The following is a 20307-nucleotide window of genomic DNA, read 5'->3' on the forward strand; positions in this document are numbered from 1 at the left end:
CCATGGACTACCTCGCCGTTTATACACTCCCTTCTGGCCAGACGGTTGGTTGTCTCGAGGTGACCGAGACAGAAATCGTCTTCGATTTCCTCGCCGCCGATGGCGTAACGCGCCTCAACCCGAGCGCCGCCAACATCGCGCCGAAACTCTCCGAGGACGCCGCAGCCGATATCTCCGCCGCCCTGGCCCCACCGAGCGAGGCTCAGGCGGTCGCGCAATTCTCCGCCGCGGTGGTCGCCGCCGTGCAAGCGTGGATGGACGCGCGTGCGCGCCAGGACGGCTACGACCACATCCTCTCCGCCTGCTCCTACGCCGCACCGCCGGAGAACCCGTTCGCCGCCGAAGGCAACGCTTACCTCGTGTGGCGGTCGTCGGTGTGGGCCGCGTGCTACGCGGCGCTCGGCGCGCATCAGTCCGGCGATCCGCTGCCGACGATCGAGGACTTCATCGCAACGCTTCCCGTCTACGTCCCGCCGCCGAATCCGTGACCGGACGGCTCTCGACCCTCAGCTCTCAGCTCTCAACTCGTCTCGCCTGGCGAGACGCCAGCCATGCCCAAGCCCACTCCTCTCCAGGTCTTCTTCGCCGGCGAGCCGGCAACCGCCGAGCTGTTCGGCGGCCGGCGCGTCGGCGTCTTCATTCGCGAACTGCCCGCCCGCTATCACCCGCTTGTTTTCCGCTGCGCCGATCGCATCGGCGATTTGCTCGAGCTCTGCCTCTACGTGCGCGCCGGCGATCCCGCCAACGGCGAGAAGCCGCTCGAGCGCAAGTCCTGGCCGAAGCTCGAGCAGATCCGCGCGCAGGCGCGGTTCCCCGACGTCAGCGTGCCCGAGGGCTACTGGCCCGTGCCCGCCGGCTGGGCCGACAACCTCACGCCCGCCTCGGCCCGCAAGCTATTCGGAAAGGCGGGTGATGAAATAAATTTTACGCCGGCGGCGGAGACCGGAAAGCAGCTGGTGGCCGCCAAGGAGTGGAAGATGCCGCTGCTCCTGGAAAGCGAGGAGGTGCTCGCGCCCTTCGTCGAAAGACTCAGCAGCTCCTTGATCTCCTCACTGACTGCGCTCTCGACGCCGGCGAAATCGACCGCGAGCGACTCCTCGACCAGCCCTTCAGCTGGTTGATCGCGCTACGCGATCGCGCGCGCAAGCGCCGCACCGAAGCGCAGCTCGACCAGCTTGAGGTCACGCACACCACCGATCCAAAATCGATGCAACGCCGCCTGCAGAAGTCTCTCGACGACCGCACGCCGTATGAGCGGCTCCACGACGCCGCGCTCGCTCAGCGCGCCGAGCGCCGCGAACGCAGCGAAAGTCAAAGTGTGAAGTCTAGAGTGTAAGTCTCTGCCTTCAGACCTCCGTCCTTAAACTTCAACTTAACACTTCCCACTGGGAGCGAAGCGACCACATGCCCGACGCCACCTACGACATCCTGGTCTCGATCCGCGACAAGCTCGACGGGTTGGACAAGACTCTTTCCGGGCTGAAGGGCGTCGGCCAGGGCGTCGACGACGTCAACGCCAAGGCGACGCTGCTTGGAAAAACGTTCAAGGCGGTGTTCGGCGCGAACATCGCGGAGCGCGCGATGATGGGTCTGGTGAACACGGCGAAGCAGGCGGCGACCGCGGCGTTCACGCTGGCGAGCGAGATCCGCGACGGCGCAGCCAATCTCGATCTGTCGATGCGCGGCTATCAGGTCTACCGGCAGCTCATCCGCGACACCGGCGGCGACATGGGCTCGTTCACGATGTCGCTAACGACGTTTAACCGCGCGTTAAGGGACTCGGCCGACTCGTCGAGCGCGGCGGCGGCGGCGTTCGAGGCGGCCGGCCTCGATCCAATCTCGCTGCAGGCGACGGATCTCGAGCACGCCTGGGCGGAGGCGGCCACGGCCGTCGAAGCGATGGACGACAAACAGACGGCGCTGGCTGTGAAGGCCACACTATTCGGCGAGCGCACGATTCCTCGGTTGCGCGGGGCGATCCAGGATCTGGCGGAGAAAGGCTACGACGAACTCGCAGCATCGATGGAGCGCGCCAACATGATTCTCGCCGACTCCGAGATCGCGCGGCTCGACGCCGGTGCGAAGCTGGTCGAACGCACGATGCTGCAGGCCACGCGCGTGTCCGGAGCTCTGGAGGCAGATCTGCTCGGCATTGGTATGGGAGCAGGCACGCTGCCGATCCCGCGGGCGCCAGCCGACGAAGGTAGACTCCGCAACCTCGCCACGCAACGCCAGGCGCTCGAGCGACTGCGCGAGGCGTTCGAGAATGCCGCGAAAGCGGAGGAGATCTTCGAAGGCCATCCGGGCAAGACTGACCAGGAGCGACGAGACCAACGGATCCGCTACCTGCAGGCGCAGATCAATCTGCTGCGCGAGCTCAAGCAGCTGCGCAAGGACATGCCGGTCGACGTGACTCTCGGTGAGACGCAGGACAAGCGGCGCAAGGAGCAACAGGACCTGATCATCCAGATCCAAAAGCTGGAGAACGAACGCAACGCGCTGCAAGGAGTGCAGCCGCCCACGCTCGCGAACCTCAAGCGGCGTGCGCTCGGCGTGAACGAGCGCACGATCAATCCCAACGCACTCACGGTCGGTCAAGGCGTGCAGGCCGGTGCGCTCGACTGGATCGAGTCGCTGGGCTCATCCGGAGAACAGGTGGCAGGCGTCATCAGCCAGAGCCTCGGTGGTGCGATCTCGGCCGTGTCGGCGAAGCTCGGCGGCCAAGACGTGCGCTCCTGGGGTGAGGTGTGGAAGAACACGTTGCAATCGCTTCTGGTTATGTTGATCCAGGTGCAGCTGCAGATGATCGCGCTGAAGGCGTTGATGGGCATTTTCGGCGGGCTCGGCGGCGCCGGCGGCGGCGGCGCCGGTGCGGGTGGCCCAGCGAGCGGACTGGTGGGAGACGGGCTTTCCGACGTGTGGTCCACACCGGTCGATTTCATGTCCAACCTGCCAGGCCGGGCCACTGGCGGTGATGTACAGGTCGGGCGGATGTACCGGATCAACGAGGGCGACGAACCCGTCGAAACCTTCATCCCGCTCGTGCCGGGTCGGATCTCATCGAGTGGCCCGCTAGTCGCCGGCGGAGGAGGCCGGTCGATCGTGGTGCATCAGACGCTGCAGGTGTCGACCGGCGTCCAGGAAACGGTGCGCGCAGAAATGGTGCAGATGATGCCCATGATGCGGCAGCTCTCCGTCGACGGCGTGCGCGAGGCGATCGCGCGCAACCAGATCGAACTCGGCTGACATGGCTTTTCCACTACCTTACCCGAGCGGTGTCGGACTCTTCCCCGAAAAGGTGAGAGTGCGGCGGATCCGCGTGCAGGCGGATTTTTCAAACGAGTTCACGCTGCAGTCGCAAGTGCAGCTTTGGCCGACGATGGTTTACGCCATCGACGTGACGCTGCAGCCGCTCGACCGCGCTGACGCCGCGACGATGGAATCGTGGCTCGAAGAGCTCAACGGGCTCGAGGGCACATTTAGCTTCGATCTAAATCCGTGGGCACGCGGCTCGCTGCCCGGCACACGCACGTTCCGGATGGTGCTGCCCGACGACGAGTGGGACGGCGAACTCGCGGTGACGTTTGGCTTCGCATTCTCCGCGCAGGAGGTCCCCTCGTGAGAGCGCTTACCCCTGAGTTTCGCGCGGCCGCCAAGGCTGGACTGGTGCGAGTCGGCGTGATGGCGGAGATCGACTATCCCGGCGCGCCGTTTCGCGCGTGGACCGGGCCGACGCAGTTGGTGTGGGACGCGAAGGAATGGAGCGGAGTAGGCAACCTGGGCGGCATTTCCGCGGTGCAGGAATCTTCGTCGCCCGAGGCGCCGGCGATGACGCTCGAGATTAGCGGTATCTCGAGCGCGAGCATTGCCCTGGCGCTCGACGAAACGAGTCAGCGCCGGCGCGCCACGGTATGGCTGTCAATCTTCGAGCTCGTCGGTGAGGCGTGGCAGGTCGTGCCCGATCCGTGGCGGCTGCGCCGCGGCTGGACCGACGTGCACAAGCTCATGATCAGCGGCAAGACTGCGACGATCCAGGTGACGGTCGAGTCGATTTTCGTGCGGCTGAAGACGGCGCGTACGATGCGCTACAGCGACGCAGACCAGCAACGGCTGTTCCCAGGCGACACCGGTTTCCGCTACGCCAACACGATCGGCGAGAGGCCGATCTACTGGGGCGTGGCAACGCCGACCGGAGCAATTAGCAACGCGGGCGGAAATATCGGCAGCGGCCGCGTGAACTACGCGCTATGAGCAAGCCTCGACTGCAGAACTGGCCCACCGCGCTCGCCGCCTATCTCACGGCTTCGCGCACGAAGAAGTTTGCCTGGGGTGAACACGACTGCTGCTTGTTTTCCGCCGGCGCGATTGCCGCGCAGACAGGCGAGGATCCGGCGGCCGAGCTGCGCGGGACCTATCACACGGCAAAGGAAGCGACGGCGCTGATCCGTACGCGTTATGAGGGTAGTCTGTGGAATGTGCCAGAGCAGCATGGGCTGCGGTTGGTGGACGTGCGACACGCCGGACGTGGAGACATCGTGGGGGATGTGCTCGAGCGGCGCCGGATCCTCGGTGTGTGCGCCGGTGCACGTAGCGCATTCCTTACCACGCGAGGACTGGTGTGGCGGGATACACTGGCCTGCAGGTTTGCCTGGAGGATTGCCTGATGCCGTTTCTCGCGAATCCAGCCTTTTGGAAGGGCGTCGCCGCGGCGCTGAAGTGGCTTGCAACGAGCAAGTCGTGGTGGGCGATCGGCGCGCGGCTAGTGCTGACCGTGGCGGCTAGCTACGGCATCGGCCGTATGATGCAGCGTAAGCTCGGTGGACTCACTAACGGCAATCCGCTCGATGTGACACGTGACCCGCTCACGCCGCGTCGCGTGATCTGGGGCCACTGTCGCACGGGCGGAGCGATGCGGCTGCATCACGTGCGGGATGTGCCAGGAGATCCGCCAAACGAATACCTCTACCTTATCCTCGTCTGGTGCGCGCATCGAGCGCGCGCGATCGACTACCTGATGTTCAACGACGAGATCGTGCGCTTCGACGCGGCTGGCGATGCACTGGGCACCTACGCCGGATTCGCGCGCGTGACGCACCATCTCGGCGAGTGGAACCAGGAAGCCGACGCCAATTTCCTCGCGGAAATCCCAGGTATATGGACGAGCACCGACCGCCTGCGCGGTTGCACCTATTCAGCGATCAGGCTCAAGGCTGATCAGTCGAAGTGGCCGACAGGCCTGCCGCTCATCACGGCGGTCGGCCGCTGGCGCATCCCTTACGATCCGCGCGACGAGGCGCAGGATCCCGACGACGACAGCACGTGGGAGTATACTGACAACGCAGCCGTCTGCTGGCACGATTTCAACCGGGGCGTGCCGGTGCGCGATCACACAGGCTCGCTGGTGCGGTTGTATGGGCTCAACGCCCAGGACGACGAGATCGTCACTGCGGCCGCCATCACGGCAGCCAACACCTCCGATGAGCTGGTCGGGCTGGCGGCTCCCCTGACGCGGACCCTCGACTACACCGGCGGGCAAGCGTGGATCGGCACATGGGAAGAAGAGCTCGATGGACTCGTCGCGGGTATGGTCGTCTCGGGTCCGGATATTCCCCCAAGCGCGGTGATCGCATCGATCAGTCGCGTGGTGCCATTCGGGTTCACCCTCGATCTCGCGCCGACGGGCACGCACGCTGGTGCGACGGTCTCGTTCGCCGATGCTGAGGCCAGGCGGTACACTGTCGCCGGGGCCTACGACCTCGATGCACAATGCTCCACGGTGGTCGACTCGTTCATCAGCGCCACGGCGGGCAAGATGTATGATGTCGCTGGCGATGTGGTCATTCGAGTCGGCGCCTGGGAGGAGCCCGACGTCGAGCTCGACATGAGCGCGCTGCGCGGTGCGGTGAGCGTGTCCACTCCGCTCTCCTGGCGCGAGAAGCTCAACCACGTGCGTGGGGTCTACACCAATCCCGACGCCGCCTACAACCGCACGCCGTTCCCCGCGGTGGTCAGCGATGCCTTCGTCGCGCTCGACGGCGTCGAGCTCGCCACCGATCTCGACCTCGCATTTGTCGCATCATCGGCTCAGGCGCAACGGCTCGCGAAGATTAAGTTGCTGCGCACGCGCCAGGGTACGATCGCAACGAAGGCGTGCAATCTGCGCGCGCTCGAAGCGGTGGCGGGCGAAAACTACCGGTTCACTTTCGAGCCGCTCGGGTGGGACGCGAAGGCGTTCGAGTTGCTCCGCTTCGACCTCTCGATCGAGCGCGACAAGAAAGCAAAGCCCGGCTTCGTGATCGACATCACCGGGCAGGAGACGGACGCGTCGATCTTCGACTGGCTGACCGATGAGGAGAATGTCGATGACCCGGCGCCGAACACCAATCTCCCAAACCCGCGCGTGGTGCCCACGCCCACTGGCCTAACACTCACGCCGGCCGCGTTCCTCCAGCCCGACGGCACAAGTCTCTCGCGCCTGCTCGCGACGTGGACGGCCGCGCCTTCGGCCTGGGTCCAGGGCGGCGGCTCGATCGAGCTGCAATATAAGACCACTGCGGCACCCGTATGGCAGACGCGCATGCTGCCCGGCACGGCCGAGCACGAGATCCTCGCCGATCTTTGCGGGCTGCTCGACTACGATGTCCGGCTGCGGTTCCGCAACATGCTCGGCGTCTATGGCGCCTACTGTGCGCCGGTGACGGAGACCGCACCGGCCGACAGCGTGGTGCCGTCCGCACCGACGGGCCTGACGGCCTCGGCTGGCACGGGCAAGGCCGTGCAGCTGAGCTGGACCAAGCACTCCGATCCTCGGGTCGCGGAGTACGGTATTTACCGTCACTCGAGCAACACGCCGGCAAGCGCGACGCGGATCGGCCAGGTGAGCGGGACCAGTTTCGTCGACCTCAAGATGCCGCTAGATGCGACTTCTTACTACTGGGTCACCGCCGAGAGCGCGTCGAATGTCGAAAGCGCCAAGAGCACGGTCGCGAGCGCCACGCCGCAGAGCATTCCCGAGGGTGGCATTGATCCTACGCCGCCAGGTAATCCATCAGCGCCGACGCTCTATATCACTGGCACCACGATCGCAGCGGATGGCAGCGCCACGGCCAAGCTGGTCATCAATCTGCCGGCGCTTCCGTCGCTCGCCGTCGGGCTCAATGTGTTCTGGCGAGTGCACGGAGTGGCTGCCGGCTGGGTGCTGGCCGATCAGATTGACGAGGATCGGCGAGCAGCGGACAGCCGCGCCACGATCGACGACTTGCCTACCGGGACGTCAGTCGATGTCGCTGTGCAGGCGTATTCGGCTTATGGTATTTGCTCCGCGGTGGTCGAGGCGACCGGCTCGCCGTTCACGACGCCGACGCCCGCCGCGCCAAGCGCTCCATCCGGGTTGGTGCTCAGCACGACAGCGAGCGACGTCAACCGCGTGCCCCCGGCCTATGCCGGCAGTGGTGGGACCAAGTATTCTGCGGCGATGCTCAAGTGGACCGCTTCGCCTTCCAAGGATGTCGCGTATTACGAGATCCGGCGCGACGCGGGCGTGCCAATTACGCTCGGCCGCACGAAGGGCACCGAGACGGAGTTTCCGCTGTACGCGGGGCTCCAGATCAATTCCGTGACTGACGACATCGGCGTGCGGGCGGTGAGTCGTTCCGGGGTAGGGTCGACGTGGACGACCAAGACTGTGCCTCACTCTTTCACCGACAACTACGGAACCGCCGACATGGCGGAGCAGTCATCCTCGGCTGTCGCGGTCACCGGCATCCAGACCGGCAACGGATCGAGCGTGCGAAAGGTACTCGCGCGCTACCAGAACAGCGCCGTGCCCACACTCACGGGTGGTGCGGCGACAGAGAATTTTAACGTCTCACTGTCTAACCGGGGTTTTTCGACGAAGCCGGATGCAGGCTACGCACAGAGCTCAAGCGACGCCGCTGTGCTTGCAGCGTATGACTTCGACGCCGCTGGGAACAGCTCCAGCAACGCGGTAATCCGCGTCACGAGGCGAGACGGCGCCAATCTGGGCGCCGGTCCCTGTCGGTTCTCCATCGAACTTCTTGAGTACGACTAAGCCATGGCATTTCAAAAGACCTTCATTCTCCCGAACGGAATCACGGGCCACTATCTTCGCATCGGAGCACACCGGCTAGACCGTCGCACGCGCGAGGCGTCATTCCAGTTCGACTTGTTCGCGAGCCAGGCGCACGCCGACGCCTGCCCCGCGGATCCAGTCCGGTCGCTGGTGGCGAAGCTGCGCCTTGATGGGGACAAGTTCGACACATGGGTGTCCCACACCGCCATGGCTCAATCGGGGCAGACGCTGTATGCTCGTGCCTATGCCGCGGCTAAGGTTGAGTCGGTGATCTGCGATGTGCCTGCGGCTGCAGGCTGCGCGACGGTCTTCAGTGACGCCATCGACGTATGAGGCTATGGTTTGACGCCCGGTTAACCGCCGCTTAAGCCCCCTTAATGCGCGCTCAAAATTCCTCCATGGGGCCTCGGACTGGCGCCTGCCGCATGCGCCGAATCGTCCCAAAGCTTTGAGAATCCGTCCCAACCCCAACGCGCGCTACTGGGGCTCGGCCCCAACTCGGTTTGTCCTCGGTTTGCCTCCTGTGAAAATCAGCGCCAGAGGCGCTGTCAGCTTAAGGCGTAAAGCTTAAAGCATAAGGCCCAGACCGGTTGGAACAGGAGGAAACGGAGATCGATCCAAGATCCAATCTCCAGATCCTTGAACCACAGATGGACACGGATGAACACAGATCTAATCCGCGATGATCCGCGTAATCCGCGGTCGGTTTGAGGGCCGGAGCCCCACCTCGGTTCGTCCTTGGTTGCCTTCTGTAAAACAAATCCGACTTGTTTGAACAGGAGTCGATCCGAGGGCGAACCGAGGACAATCCGCCAATCGTTGAAACACAGAGGACACGGAGCGTGGTCGCGCGATCGTGCGGGACCGTCGACCGTCCACGGCCTGCCGTCCACCGTTCGCCTGCCGCCGGCTCGGCTCGGCGCTCAACTCTCAACCCTCAACTCTCAACTCTCCGCGTTCATCTCTCCGCTCTGGGCTCATCTTTTCCAAACTCCAACCGCACCTTCTTCGTCGCCGCGTCCAGGACGAGCTTCGCGCTGTACGGGTTGCCGGTCTTCGCCGACACCAGCCCGGTCACCACGATCGGCGTCCCCGCTTTCCAGCCTTCGAGGATCGGCAGATAGTCCTCCGCGGCGAACACTCGCCCAAATGCGTTCTTGTACAGCCGCACGCCGGGCCAGCCACTCGCCTCGAAGAACGTACCGTGATCCAGCAGCAGCTTCCCCGATTTCGGACACTTCACGCCTTTCACCTTCTTCGGTTCCGGCCGGTGGATTTCGAGTTTCGTGCCGTCCGCGTTCAGCACGAGGTCGGCTGCGAACTCCCGCCCCTGCCCTGACTTCATGCCGGTCACGTGATGCGGCTTCCCCGCCGCCACGGCCGTCAGCAGCGCCACATACTCCGCCGCGGAGAACGTCCGCCCGAACGCCCGTTTCCAGAGCCGCAGCCCGGGAAATCCCGGCGCCTCGAAAAACGGCCCGCGATCCAGCAGCGGCTGCTGCGATTTCGGACACACCGCGTCAGCCACCGGCGTGCCCTCGGTCACCGGTACCGCCGCCGTCTCGATGTCGCGCGACGTCTTGGCCAAAAACGCCTGCTTCAACGTCACCACCTGCGCCAGCAGCGCATCGAGAAACTGCCCGCGGTTCAGCTTCGCCTCGCCGCGCTCCATCTGTTTCAGCACGAGCTCCCACTCCGCGGTCAGCTGCGCCGACAGGAAATCCGGCGCGCGAGCCCGCAGTTCGCGAATCAGCTGCCGGCCATTCTCCGTCGTGACGATCGCCTTGCCCTGCCGCTCGAGAAACTGCCGTGCCACGAGCTTGTCGATGATTCCCGCCCGCGTCGCCGGCGTGCCGATCCCGCGATCCTTCATCACCTCGATCAGCGCGTCGGCCTGTTCCGGATCCAGCTCCGGGTCGACCGTTTCCCCGGCATACTTCATCGCGTCGAGCAGCGTCGCATCCGTGTAGGGATCCGGCGGATTCGTCCGCAGCTCCTTCAGCGTCACGGCGTCCAGCGTCGCCTGGCTGGACTGTGCGGCCGGCAGCGGCGCCGACTTTTTCTCCGTCTCCTTCCGCCAGCGCGTGAAGCCCGGCACCTCGATCTCCTCGCGCGTAGTGCGGAACACCGCCGGCGCATACGGGCCGGCGCCGCCCTCCTGCGTGTAACGCCGTGTGACCGTCTGGTAGCGCGCGGGCTCGTCGAGTGCCATCAGCGTCATCTGCAGCACGGCGAGGAAAACGAACAGCTCGTGTCCTTCCAGCTCGGCGATCCCGGCGGTCGCGCCGGTCGGCACGATGCCGTAGTGATCGCTCACTTTGGCGTCGTCGAACGCGCGCGCTTTCGCGGCGACCTCCGCCGGCATCAATTCCTGGCTGGCGAGGTGCAGCTGCGGATGCGTCGCCTTCACTGCGGCGAGCACGCGCGCGAGATCCGCGTGCAGCCGCGCCTTCAACTTCGTCGGCAGGTAACGGCTGTCCGTACGCGGGTAGCTGAGCAGCTTTCGCTTCTCGTAAAGATCCTGGAGCACCGCCAGCGACTCGGTGCCGGTGAGCCCCCGTCGCTTCGAGCAGAGCTTTTGGACTTCCTGCAGGTCGAACGGCAGCGGCGGCCGCTCCGTCCGCGTGCCCTTCTTGTCCGCCACCGTATACGTCGGCGGCGCCTTGGCGGCGGCGGCAAACGCGTTCGCCTTCTCCTGGCTCCAGAACACCTTCTTCGAGCGCTCGGTGTTCACCTCAGGCGACCCGAGCAGCTTGGGCCGGTCGGCCGACTCGGCATAGGCGTCGAGGTCGGCCTTGGCCTCGACGTCCCCGAACCCGCCGAACGCCTCCCAGAACGGCTGCGGCTTGAAATCGGCGATCAACCGGTCGCGCGTGTCGACCAGCGCCAGCGTGGGCGTCTGCACGCGGCCGACCGACCACACCTTCCAATTGCCGCGGCCGCGCGGCAGCGTCTTCGTGGCCAGCACCGTCACGTTCATCCCGACGAGCCAGTCCGCCTCGTCGCGACTGAATCCCGCCTCGCCCAATCCGTTGTAGTTGGCCGACGGCGCGCGCTGCGCGAACGCCTCGCGCAGTCCTTCCTCGGTCATCACCTGCGCCCACATCCGGGTGTATCGGGCCGACCTTTTCGCGCCGCAGCCGCGCATCACCTTGCGGAAAATGACCTCGCCCTCGCGGCCGGCGTCGCAGGCGTTGACGATCTCGTCGTTGAGATGCGCGGCGATCTCGTCGCGCAGGATCCGGATGTAGTTGGCCGCGTCCTCCCGCGGCACCTGCTGAAAATCCCAGCGTGTGCTCGGCGTGATCGGCAGGTCGTGCACGATCCACGCGGCGTATTTCGGGTCGTAAGCCTCCGGCGGCGCGAGTTCGAAGAGGTGGCCGCGCGCGGTGACGACCGTCAACTCCTCGCCCGTCGGCAGCGTGCCGCGATGCGGTCCCATGCCCGAAAACGTCCGGCCGAGGAGTGCCGCCGCGAGGGTGCGTCCCACGTCAGGTTTTTCGGCCACGATCAGAATCTTCGGCATGAGACGTCAGATGGTGGCGTCCGCTGCCTCGGGATCCAGCCTCATTCCAGTGGCTCGCTGTGGCGTAAGGCCTAAAGCTTAAGGCGTGAGGCTCGGCCTGATTTAAACAGGACGAATACCGAAGACGATCCGAGAACGATCGAAATGCACGACACAGAGGCCACGGAGAGCTCAAGCCGAGGGCACAGAGCTCAATCCAATTGGCCCACGGAACACACGGAAAACGGTGGACAGTCGGCAGTGGACGGTGGGCCTCGAACTCCAAACTCCGAACCCGAGACTCTGGACTGCGAGCGAAGCGAGCTGCCCACGAAACACACGAAAAACACGAAAGGGTAACTGGCAGCTTAAGGCATAAAGCCTAAGGCGTAAGGCTCAGGATGGCGGCCAACCCTCAACGCTCATCTCTCAACTGAACTGTTTGAACAGGAGTCGATCCGAGGGCGATCCAGCAATCCTTGAACCACAGATGAACACAGATGGACACGGATCCGACCCGTTGACCGCTCGCCGGGCAAGATCAGAGGTCAGAGTGCAGAGTTCAGATTCCGTTCACCGTCTACTGTCCACTGTTCACCGTCCACCGCCCACCGTCCACTGTTCACCGACTACCGTCCCCCGCCCCCTGTTCACCGGCTAGCGTTCACCGTCAGTCCTTTGCCGTGCTCCAGTTCCGTCCAGCGCAGCGTCACGACGATGAGGGCCGCAGTGGTCGCGAGAATCGCCGGATTCCCAAACGGGAAATCCATCGCCGCATGCAGTAACACCACCAGTGGCCCGCCCAACAGCGCGAGTTTCGCGGGCCGCGAAAACACCCCCTGCCGCACGCTCGCCATCAGCAGATAGATCAACGTCGCCGCCGCCAGGACCACGCCGAACCAGCCCGCCTCCGCGAAAAGCTGCGCGTAGTCGTTGTGCGCGAATTCCCAGTACAGCCGGCGTTTCCCCTCCGTGAAAATCATCGGATACTGGTATTGATACCGCGGGAAGACGTAGCGGAACTCGCCCACGCCATGGCCCACCCACGGGCTGTCCTTGCCCATGTCGATCGCCGCCTGCGCCGCCTGTTTCCGGTATTCGATGGCGGCGGTCCGCTCTTCCTCGAACAGCAGGCCGAACCGATCGACCACCTTCTCGATATTGAGCGAATACGCCGCAAGTCCGAGGAATCCCACGAAGAAGACCGCCATCAACGACGTCACCAACGGCGGCGTGCCGCCGCGGGCGCGAAACGAGACGCGGACCGCGTACCCGATGGCCAGAATCAGGAGGAGTCCCAGGCCCAGCGCCGCCGCGGCCCGCGAAAAGGTAAACACCACCGCCGCGAAGGTCAGCAGCGCGAGGAAGAGCAGCAGCATGCCGGGGTGCGATTTCTGCAGTCGCCGGTGCGCGCGCTCCGCATGCCACCAGGCCAAGCCCGCGCACGTCGCCACGATGAGGTTCAGGTACGCGCCCGCGTGGTTTTTGTACAGAAAGGTGCCGAAGTAGTATTCGAAGGGCGGACGCCAGGCCCAGAACATCTTCGTCGACCCCGTCAGCCGTTGCAGCAGCCCCAGCAAGGCCAGCGTCACGCCGCTGATCCCGATGGTCCAGAGCAGCACGCGGGCGCTCTTGCGCCGGGTGAAGCCCACCCAGATCGCGCAGACCAGCAGCCAGGCCGTGCCGTGGATCGTCAACGCGCGCCACGCGTTCATCTTGAGCAACGGCGTGCCTTCCACGCCATGCGGCAGCCAGGTGGCGTATTCGAGCGGCTCGATCCACCAGCCCTGATCCGAGCGCATGAACCGCCAGGCGGGGTTCAGGGCCTGAACGACCACGAACGCGACATAGATCAGTCCGATCCAGAACAGCGGGAACCGCAGCAGCCGCGGCCACAAGATCAGCCGGAAGTCCCGGCCGGGCTCGAAATAAGTCCGCGGCCAGAGCGCCGCGACGAAACTGGCCGCGGCGAGCGCGAGACCGGTGCACTGCACCCAATAGGCCATTCCGCCGAGGCCCCAGGCGAGCGTGATCAGGCAACCCGCCACCAACCCGATCAGCAGTTTTTCCTGCCAATGAAGCGGCAGCGAGCGCAAGCCAGCCGAGGGCGATCCGGCGGCGGAACTTTCGACGCGAAGCTGGGCGCGTGCGGAGGTTGTGTCCACTGCGCGGACCATGGGCAAAACCGTTCCGCTCGGGAAGCCTTTTTCCGTAACGGTATGCTCCTCACATGCCTTCGGCCCGTGAGTGATGCGAACCGTCAGGCGGCGTTGTCCATTGTGCACACCGGGAGCACACGCCCCCCTCTCCATGATCGTATTCCGCGGCGCGCTACCCGCGCATCGAGTGCCGTACGGCAGTATTAAAGACGATTACTTGCGTGTCGATAATCGGATCTCGATGCCTGATCAACTACCTCCGAATACTCCACCTAACGCAGCTGCAGCGAGCGTTACGAACGCTAGCGCCAGCGATGACTCAGCCGGCGGACTTCAGTTCTCGAAATTTCTCGAGGCTGCCACGGTGCTGTCTCTCGCCACCGCGTACATGTATTTCCACGGTTACCTCTACTATGCCGGTTTCTACGGGTACTTTGGAGTCGATCCAGCACTGTTCCAACGCACAACCGCCGACTATTTGGTCCAGGCATGGGATTATCCTTTTATGGCGGCTACCGCTCTCCTTGCGGTTGGATCGTTCATCGCGCTGTTCCGGGACGTCGGACACACCGATTGGCTGGTGAAACTGAGGGCCGCGCTGCCGAAAGTGGTTTGGTATATGATCGGACTAGTTATACTCGTCGTGCTCGTTGGCAGACTCGCGCGGGCAGGCCATGCGGGGCGTGTGGATGCAGCAGCAACTGTGGCGTCCAAATCGTCTCCGGTTCGGGTCGAGTCCACAGCGCTGCATCTCCCGTCCGAGTTATACCTCGCCTCCTATTCTCAAGGGAAGTACCTCCTCTATCATTTCCCGGGCGGACAGACTTTCAGCACCATCATTCTCGACGACGACGATATTTCGAGGCTGGACTACAGGAAGGCCAACGATCTACCAGAGGCGCTTAGGAGTCGCGAATAACCCGCCGGCGTCGAGGTTGGTTTTCGAGACCTGTTCAGTGCGGACGCCTCATCCCCGTCCGCTCTCTTGTGCGTTTTGTGAATCCGGCAATTCCGTCTACCGGACCACTTCACTTTCACCCGTCTTCCGCCGTTGCGCCTTTCGCGCCCCTTTGCTGCTAATCGTTCCGTGTCCTCCGTGTGATCCGTGGGCAGCTCTCGGTTCGTCCTCGGCTTGCCCCCTGTAAAAACCAGATCGGACTTGTTTGAACAGGAGGCGATCCGAGGTAGATCCGAGCCCAAACCATCGATCCGTGAACCACAGATAAACACAGATGGACACAGATACGGTCCGGGTTGAGGGCTCGAGACCCAACTCGGTTTGTCCTCGGCTTGCCTCCTGTGAAAATCAGCGCCAGAGGCGCTGTCAGCTTAAGGCGTAAAGCTTAAAGCATAAGGCCCAGACCGGTTGGAACAGGAGGAAACGGAGATCGATCCAAGATCCAATCTCCAGATCCTTGAACCACAGATGGACACGGATGAACACAGATCTAATCCGCGATGATCCGCGTAATCCGCGGTCGGTTTGAGGGCCGGAGCCCCACCTCGGTTCGTCCTTGGTTGCCTTCTGTAAAACAAATCCGACTTGTTTGAACAGGAGTCGATCCGAGGTCGATCCGAGAACGATCCGCCAATCCCAGGAGTCGATCCGCGCCGATTCGCGTGATCCGCGGGCGACTCAGAGGACAGCGTTCAGAGTCCAGAGCCCGACCTCTCTCAACTCTCAACGCTCAACTCTCAACTCCTCCACCCCGCCCACCGTCCACCGCCCACTGTTCACCGGCTACCGTTCACCGTTCGCCTTCCCGATCTTCATGAATCTCGGCGCACGCACTTCGTATACCAACTCCTCGTTGGTGCGTCCAAATCCAAACTCCAGCGCGACCGGCCGGTTCTCCCTGAACCGCCACGGCAGATTCGCCCGGTTGTAGAACACCAGCCCGAAGTTCTCCTTCATCTCGAGGTAGGTCGTCCACGCATCCACGGCATAGCTCCACGGCCACACCACGTACGTGTTGTCGTTGGCCGTGCGCAGCGCGATTTCGAAATACCGGCCGCTGCCCACGCTCGTTCCCGCCGGCTGCGCCAGCCGAAAGTCCAGCCGCAATCCCGCTTCGTCCGGAAACACGAAATCGTCCGGCAGCGGCAATTGCGCCAGCGCGCGCAAGTAAGGGCCGCTCTCCGGTGCAGGCTGCACCACGAACTGCCAGATTCCTTCGGACGTCTCGGTCACGGTGACGCCGGGAGTGAGCAGCCAGCGACCGGCCGGGCCCACGGCCGGCTCCTCGCTCGCCAGGGTGCGGCTCAACAGCCGTTCCCGGTTCCCACTGGCGGTCGCCGGATCGTGCCGCAGCGCCGAAACGACGTGCTCCCGCATGCCAGCCGTATCCGGATAAAACGCCGTGGCGAACACCGACGCCGGCTCACCCTCAGTGTCCGGCTCGAAGCGGACCCGCCACTCGGCGCGAGCGAACCGGCTGGCCTGGCGCGCGAACGTCACCGGGACCGCACGACGCTCCATCGGCTCGAGTACCAGCGTCTCCGGAATACCCGATATCCGCAGGCCGTTCGCACCGGACGTCTCGGAAACGATCCGGCCGCGCTGCGGCTCGTGCGAAAAGTTGTACAACACCAGCTCTCCTTCCCACGCGCCCCCCGCCGCCGGCAGCGCGAGATACCCCCGGTACCGCTTTACCTGCGCGATGCCCTTCCCCGCGATGAAATCGATCACGACCGGCGACGGTTTCGGCGTTGCCACCGTCCAATCCTTGGGCTGATACGGCTGCTTCTCGGCTTGATCGAGCAACCACGCCAACGCCGGCGTGGCCGCGTTGCCCCCAAACGTCTTCCCGATCCGTTCCGTCCAGTTGGATTGGTTATCGGTTAATTGAGCATGGTTATTGGACTGCGGCTCCGTCGACCGTTCACCGTCTCCCGTTCCCTGTCCACCGTTCACCGTCTCCTGTCCACTGTTTACCGTCGTCTGTCCACCGTCCCCCGCCTTCCGTCCACCGTCTACCGTCCCCTGTCCACCGTCCACCGGGACCTTCGTCGTCAGGCCAAATTCGAAAGCCTCACGCTCGTAGTACGGTCGCAGGTAGAACGCCATCGCTCCGGCAATCCTTTCTTCCCGAATCTGCGCGGCCACATCGCGGAACCACTGCCACTGACGGGTGCGTCCTTCCACGGTCTGCGCGCTCACTCCGGTCAGCCCGCCGTAGCCGTATTCGGTCAGGATCACCGGCAGTTCCCGCCGGACCTGCGTCGCGTCCGCCGACGCGGGCAGCGAAGCTTCTTCCGCGACCACGCGAAACAGATGATACACGCGCGAGAAATCTTCCGCGTAACCGTAGTAATGATAGTTGAACGCGTCGGTGTAGCCCCAGAATCCGTTCGCGACCATCGCTTCGAAGAATGGTCCGGGCGGGAACCCGACCGGTGCCATGACCGCCCGCGTTTCCCGGCCGGGTTGCACCTGTGGGATGCTGCCGAATCCCGGCAGCGAGAGCAGGGATTCCCAGCTTGGTGATGGTGTCCGGCCCGATTCGCGCACGCCGAGGTAACAAGCCTTCAGGAACGCCGTGTAGGTCTCCGGATTTTCCGCGACGAACATCAGGTCCGGCTCGTTATCGAATTCGAGCGCGGCCACGACATCGCCGTACGCGCCGGCTTGCCGGCGGGCGCGCTCGAACGCCTCGCGCAAATCCAGCGGCGTTCTCCGCCCTGCTCGCGGCCGAACTCCGTTCGTCCAGTGGCTATTCGCCCAGCTCACCAGCGGCACGGAATGAAAGCCGAGCTCGCACAAGCGTCCGAGCGCCCGCCGTTCCTGGTGCACCGCCCATGCCCGTTTCGCCGCCGTCCACGGATTGCCGACCGCCCATCGTCCCCTGTCCTCCGTAGGCTTGGCGAAGGAGGAATCGTCCACCGTCCACTGTTCACTGTCTGCCGGCTGCGGCACGTTTCGAATCCGCAGCCACGCGCCGGTCGCGCCCCAGCGGGCCAGCTCGACCGGATCGGTGGTCTCGATCAACTGCTTCGCGGTGAGGCCGGTGTCGATCCCGCCGACGGAGGCTCGACGTTCAGACGCCGACGCGCACGACAGCAGGAGGGCAATAACCGGTATCCAGAGGCGGGAGATCATCGGCGCGGTGAGGGACATCAGCCCAGAGCCCAGAGTCAAGTGTCCAGAGCCGCTCCGTGCCTAGGGCACGGAGGACGGTGGACGGTGGCCGGTGAACAGTGGGCGGTGGACGGTGGGCGGTAGACGGCCAATCACGCGAATGGCGCGAATCAGGGTAGCCCACGGAACACACCGACGACACGGAAAACACGAAAACGGGTTTGTTTTGAACAGGAGTCGACCCGAGATCGAGCCGAGACCAATCCCGATCCTCGGATTGCTGCTCGTGCCTTCAGCCCTCGGCTCTACTCGGTTTGCCTCCTGTAAAACCAGATCGGACTTGTTTGAACAGGAGTCGATCCGAGGTAGATCCGAGCCCAAACCATCGATCCTTGAACCACAGATGAACACGGATGCACACGGATCAATCCGTGATATCCGTGTAATCCGTGGTCGGTTTGACGGCTTGGAGCCTTACTCGGTTTGTCGTCGGTTCGTCTCCTGTAAAACCACTCCGGTTTGTTTGAACAGGAGCCGATCCGAGGTCGATCCGAGTTTGGCCACAAAAGGCACAGAAGGCACACGGATCAATCCGTGATTTCCGTGTAATCCGTGGTCGGTTTGACGGCTTGGAGCCTTGCTCGGCTCGTCCTCGGCTTGCCTCCTGTGAAGTCCAATCCGGTTTGTTTGAACAGGAGGAATACCGAGGTCGATCCGAGTTAGCCCACTAAACACACGAAAAACACGAAAGGGTAACTGGTATTGCTCTTGCGCCTTTTGCGCCTCTTTGCGGCCACTCCGTCTTTCGTGTCGTTCGTTTTTAGAGGTCTCTCCCGGTTCGAAGTCCGTGTTGTTCGGGTGCTCCATGGGCAGTTCGCGTTGCTCGCAGGTCCGAGTTCGCCTCTCAACCCTCATCCCTCAACTCTCAACTTCTAGTCGCCCCTTTCACCGTCTCTGTTTGCCAAAGACACGGAAAAACGTCGAAATCAGTTCCCGGACCTCTTGTGTGGACCGTTCCAGCTGATGCACACGCGAGAACGCAACGCCCGCCTTGCCCGCAAACTCGTCAAGATCACCATCCTCGGCGACACCTTGGCGTGCTTCGGCGGCTTGAGCCTCGGCTACTGGCTTCGCTTCAAGAGCCCTCTGCGCGCGCTGGGGATCGAGCCCAATCTTGCGTCCTCCTATGGGGACTATTTCAACCTCATCCAGCTCGGCACGCTGCTCTTCATCGCCTCGTATTCGTTCCAGCGGCTCTACGAACCTCGCTGCCTGCTGCGACCCGAGCAAAGCCTCTGGATCATCATTCGCGGAACGTTTTTCTGGGTACTGCTCTTCCTCGGGTTCTCGCTCGCGCTCAAGTTCGAACCCTCCGTCTCCCGGATCTTCGTGGTCATCAGCAGCGTCACCTCCGTGGCGCTGCTGAGCGCGTGGCGCTTCCTGTTCTACCTGTGGGTGGCACAGCCCAAGGTGCACGATCGCCTGGTCGACCGCGTGGTGCTGGTCGGCTGGAATCGCGAGGCGCGCGCGCTGGCCCTGGCCGTCCGGCGCCGGGAAAACCGGCCCTATGACATCATCGGGCTCGTCGCCACCGAGAAATCGGAGACCGATCCCGGCCCGCCCGTGCTCGGCTTCGTGCGCGACATCGATACGGTGCTGCGCCGGCACCAGCCGTCGATGGTTATTGTGACTGACCCCGATCTATCGCGCGAGGAGTTACAGCGAATCTCGAGCGCGTGCGAACGGCTCTACGTCTATTTCAAGATCGTGCCGTCCGCCTTCCAGGTGTTCGTCTCGAATCTCCAGATGGAGACCGTATCCGGCGTCCCGGTGCTGGGCTGGGGCCGACTGCCGTTGCGCGACCTGCACAATGCGGCACTGAAGCGCGCGATGGACATCTTCGGCGCACTGGTCGGTTTGATTGGCGCAATGCCGATCATGATCGTGCTCGCGCTGCTGATCAAGCGGGAGAGTCCCGGCCCCGTGCTCTACTACCAGACCCGTACGGGACTACACGGCCGGCCATTCCGGATCTACAAGCTCCGCTCGATGCGCAAGGATGCCGAAGCCAAGACCGGGGCCCGCTGGGCGGTGCCGAACGACAACCGCCGGCTCAAGATCGGCGCGTTCATGCGCGAGTGGAATCTCGATGAACTGCCGCAGTTCTGGAACATCCTGCGCGGGGACATGAGCCTGGTCGGCCCGCGACCCGAGCGGCCGGAACTGATTCGTGAATTCGAAAAACGGATCCCGCACTACAATCCGCGGCACGAAGTGCGCCCGGGGTTGACCGGCTGGGCGCAGGTCAACGGGCTCCGCGGCGACACCAGCCTGACCGAACGTATCCGGTACGACCTGTACTATATCGAAAAGTGGTCGCTCTGGTTCGACATCCAGATCATGGCGCTGACGTTCCTGCGCAGGCAGAATGCGTACTGAACGGAGATGAGAGTTGAGGGTTGAGAGTTGAGAG

14 protein-coding genes are annotated in these 20307 nt (G+C 63.8%); 11 read left to right on the top strand and 3 right to left on the bottom strand.

Features of this window, described 5'->3' with window-relative positions; translation table 11 throughout:
* The first annotated feature begins 2 nt into the window (after positions 1 to 2).
* The 9 genes from OTER_RS24355 to OTER_RS17380 all read left to right on the top strand — a co-directional run bounded on the left by OTER_RS24355 (position 3) and on the right by OTER_RS17380 (position 8425).
* Positions 3 to 488 carry a hypothetical protein gene (locus tag OTER_RS24355; protein ID WP_012376237.1) on the top strand — a complete coding sequence of 162 codons (486 nt, stop codon included), beginning with the start codon at positions 3 to 5 and terminating at the stop codon, positions 486 to 488.
* Positions 489 to 551: 63 nt separating this feature from the next.
* Positions 552 to 1121, top strand: a complete 570-nt coding sequence (locus OTER_RS17345) for a hypothetical protein (RefSeq protein WP_012376238.1) — start codon at positions 552 to 554, stop codon at positions 1119 to 1121.
* Positions 1118 to 1336 (top strand): hypothetical protein, encoded by a 219-nt coding sequence (locus tag OTER_RS25900; protein WP_148218165.1) that lies wholly within the window; start codon positions 1118 to 1120, stop codon positions 1334 to 1336. Before OTER_RS17345 ends, OTER_RS25900 begins: the two co-directional genes overlap by 4 nt.
* 68 nt (positions 1337 to 1404) lie before the next feature.
* A complete protein-coding gene (locus OTER_RS17355) occupies positions 1405 to 3246 on the top strand; it encodes a hypothetical protein (protein ID WP_012376239.1) in 1842 nt (613 codons plus the stop codon).
* A 1-nt stretch (position 3247) separates the two neighbouring features.
* Complete coding sequence (locus OTER_RS17360) at positions 3248 to 3622, top strand: hypothetical protein (protein ID WP_012376240.1); 375 nt, start codon at positions 3248 to 3250, stop codon at positions 3620 to 3622.
* Positions 3619 to 4251, top strand: a complete 633-nt coding sequence (locus OTER_RS24360) for a hypothetical protein (protein ID WP_012376241.1) — start codon at positions 3619 to 3621, stop codon at positions 4249 to 4251. The genes OTER_RS17360 and OTER_RS24360 overlap by 4 nt, the downstream gene beginning before the upstream one ends.
* On the top strand, positions 4248 to 4664 hold the full coding sequence (locus OTER_RS17370) for a DUF6950 family protein (RefSeq protein WP_012376242.1): 417 nt from the start codon (positions 4248 to 4250) through the stop codon (positions 4662 to 4664). Before OTER_RS24360 ends, OTER_RS17370 begins: the two co-directional genes overlap by 4 nt.
* Positions 4664 to 8071, top strand: a complete 3408-nt coding sequence (locus OTER_RS17375; RefSeq protein WP_012376243.1) for a phage tail protein — start codon at positions 4664 to 4666, stop codon at positions 8069 to 8071. The genes OTER_RS17370 and OTER_RS17375 overlap by 1 nt, the downstream gene beginning before the upstream one ends.
* A gap of 3 nt (positions 8072 to 8074) precedes the next feature.
* Positions 8075 to 8425: a hypothetical protein gene (locus tag OTER_RS17380; protein WP_012376244.1), complete on the top strand. Its 351-nt coding sequence runs from the start codon at positions 8075 to 8077 to the stop codon at positions 8423 to 8425.
* A 625-nt stretch (positions 8426 to 9050) separates the two neighbouring features.
* Here the strand turns inward: OTER_RS17380 and OTER_RS17385 are convergent.
* Together OTER_RS17385 and OTER_RS17390 are read right to left on the bottom strand one after the other, a co-directional pair.
* A complete protein-coding gene (locus tag OTER_RS17385) occupies positions 9051 to 11618 on the bottom strand; it encodes a type IA DNA topoisomerase (protein WP_012376245.1) in 2568 nt (855 codons plus the stop codon).
* A 629-nt stretch (positions 11619 to 12247) separates the two neighbouring features.
* Positions 12248 to 13762: an O-antigen ligase family protein gene (locus tag OTER_RS17390; protein ID WP_158305469.1), complete on the bottom strand. Its 1515-nt coding sequence runs from the start codon at positions 13760 to 13762 to the stop codon at positions 12248 to 12250.
* Between the two features lie 145 nt (positions 13763 to 13907).
* On the opposite strand from OTER_RS17390, the gene OTER_RS17395 reads away from it, so the two are divergent.
* On the top strand, positions 13908 to 14675 hold the full coding sequence (locus tag OTER_RS17395; protein WP_012376247.1) for a hypothetical protein: 768 nt from the start codon (positions 13908 to 13910) through the stop codon (positions 14673 to 14675).
* Between the two features lie 822 nt (positions 14676 to 15497).
* Here the strand turns inward: OTER_RS17395 and OTER_RS17400 are convergent.
* The gene (locus tag OTER_RS17400; RefSeq protein WP_012376248.1) at positions 15498 to 17873 is read right to left on the bottom strand and encodes a hypothetical protein; all 2376 of its coding nucleotides are present in this window, start codon (positions 17871 to 17873) and stop codon (positions 15498 to 15500) included.
* 984 nt (positions 17874 to 18857) lie between these two features.
* Between OTER_RS17400 and OTER_RS17405 the strand changes: the two genes are divergently transcribed.
* A complete protein-coding gene (locus tag OTER_RS17405) occupies positions 18858 to 20273 on the top strand; it encodes a sugar transferase (protein WP_012376249.1) in 1416 nt (471 codons plus the stop codon).
* The last annotated feature ends 34 nt before the right edge of the window (positions 20274 to 20307 follow it).

Source organism: Opitutus terrae PB90-1 (genome assembly GCF_000019965.1).
GTDB lineage: Bacteria > Verrucomicrobiota > Verrucomicrobiia > Opitutales > Opitutaceae > Opitutus > Opitutus terrae.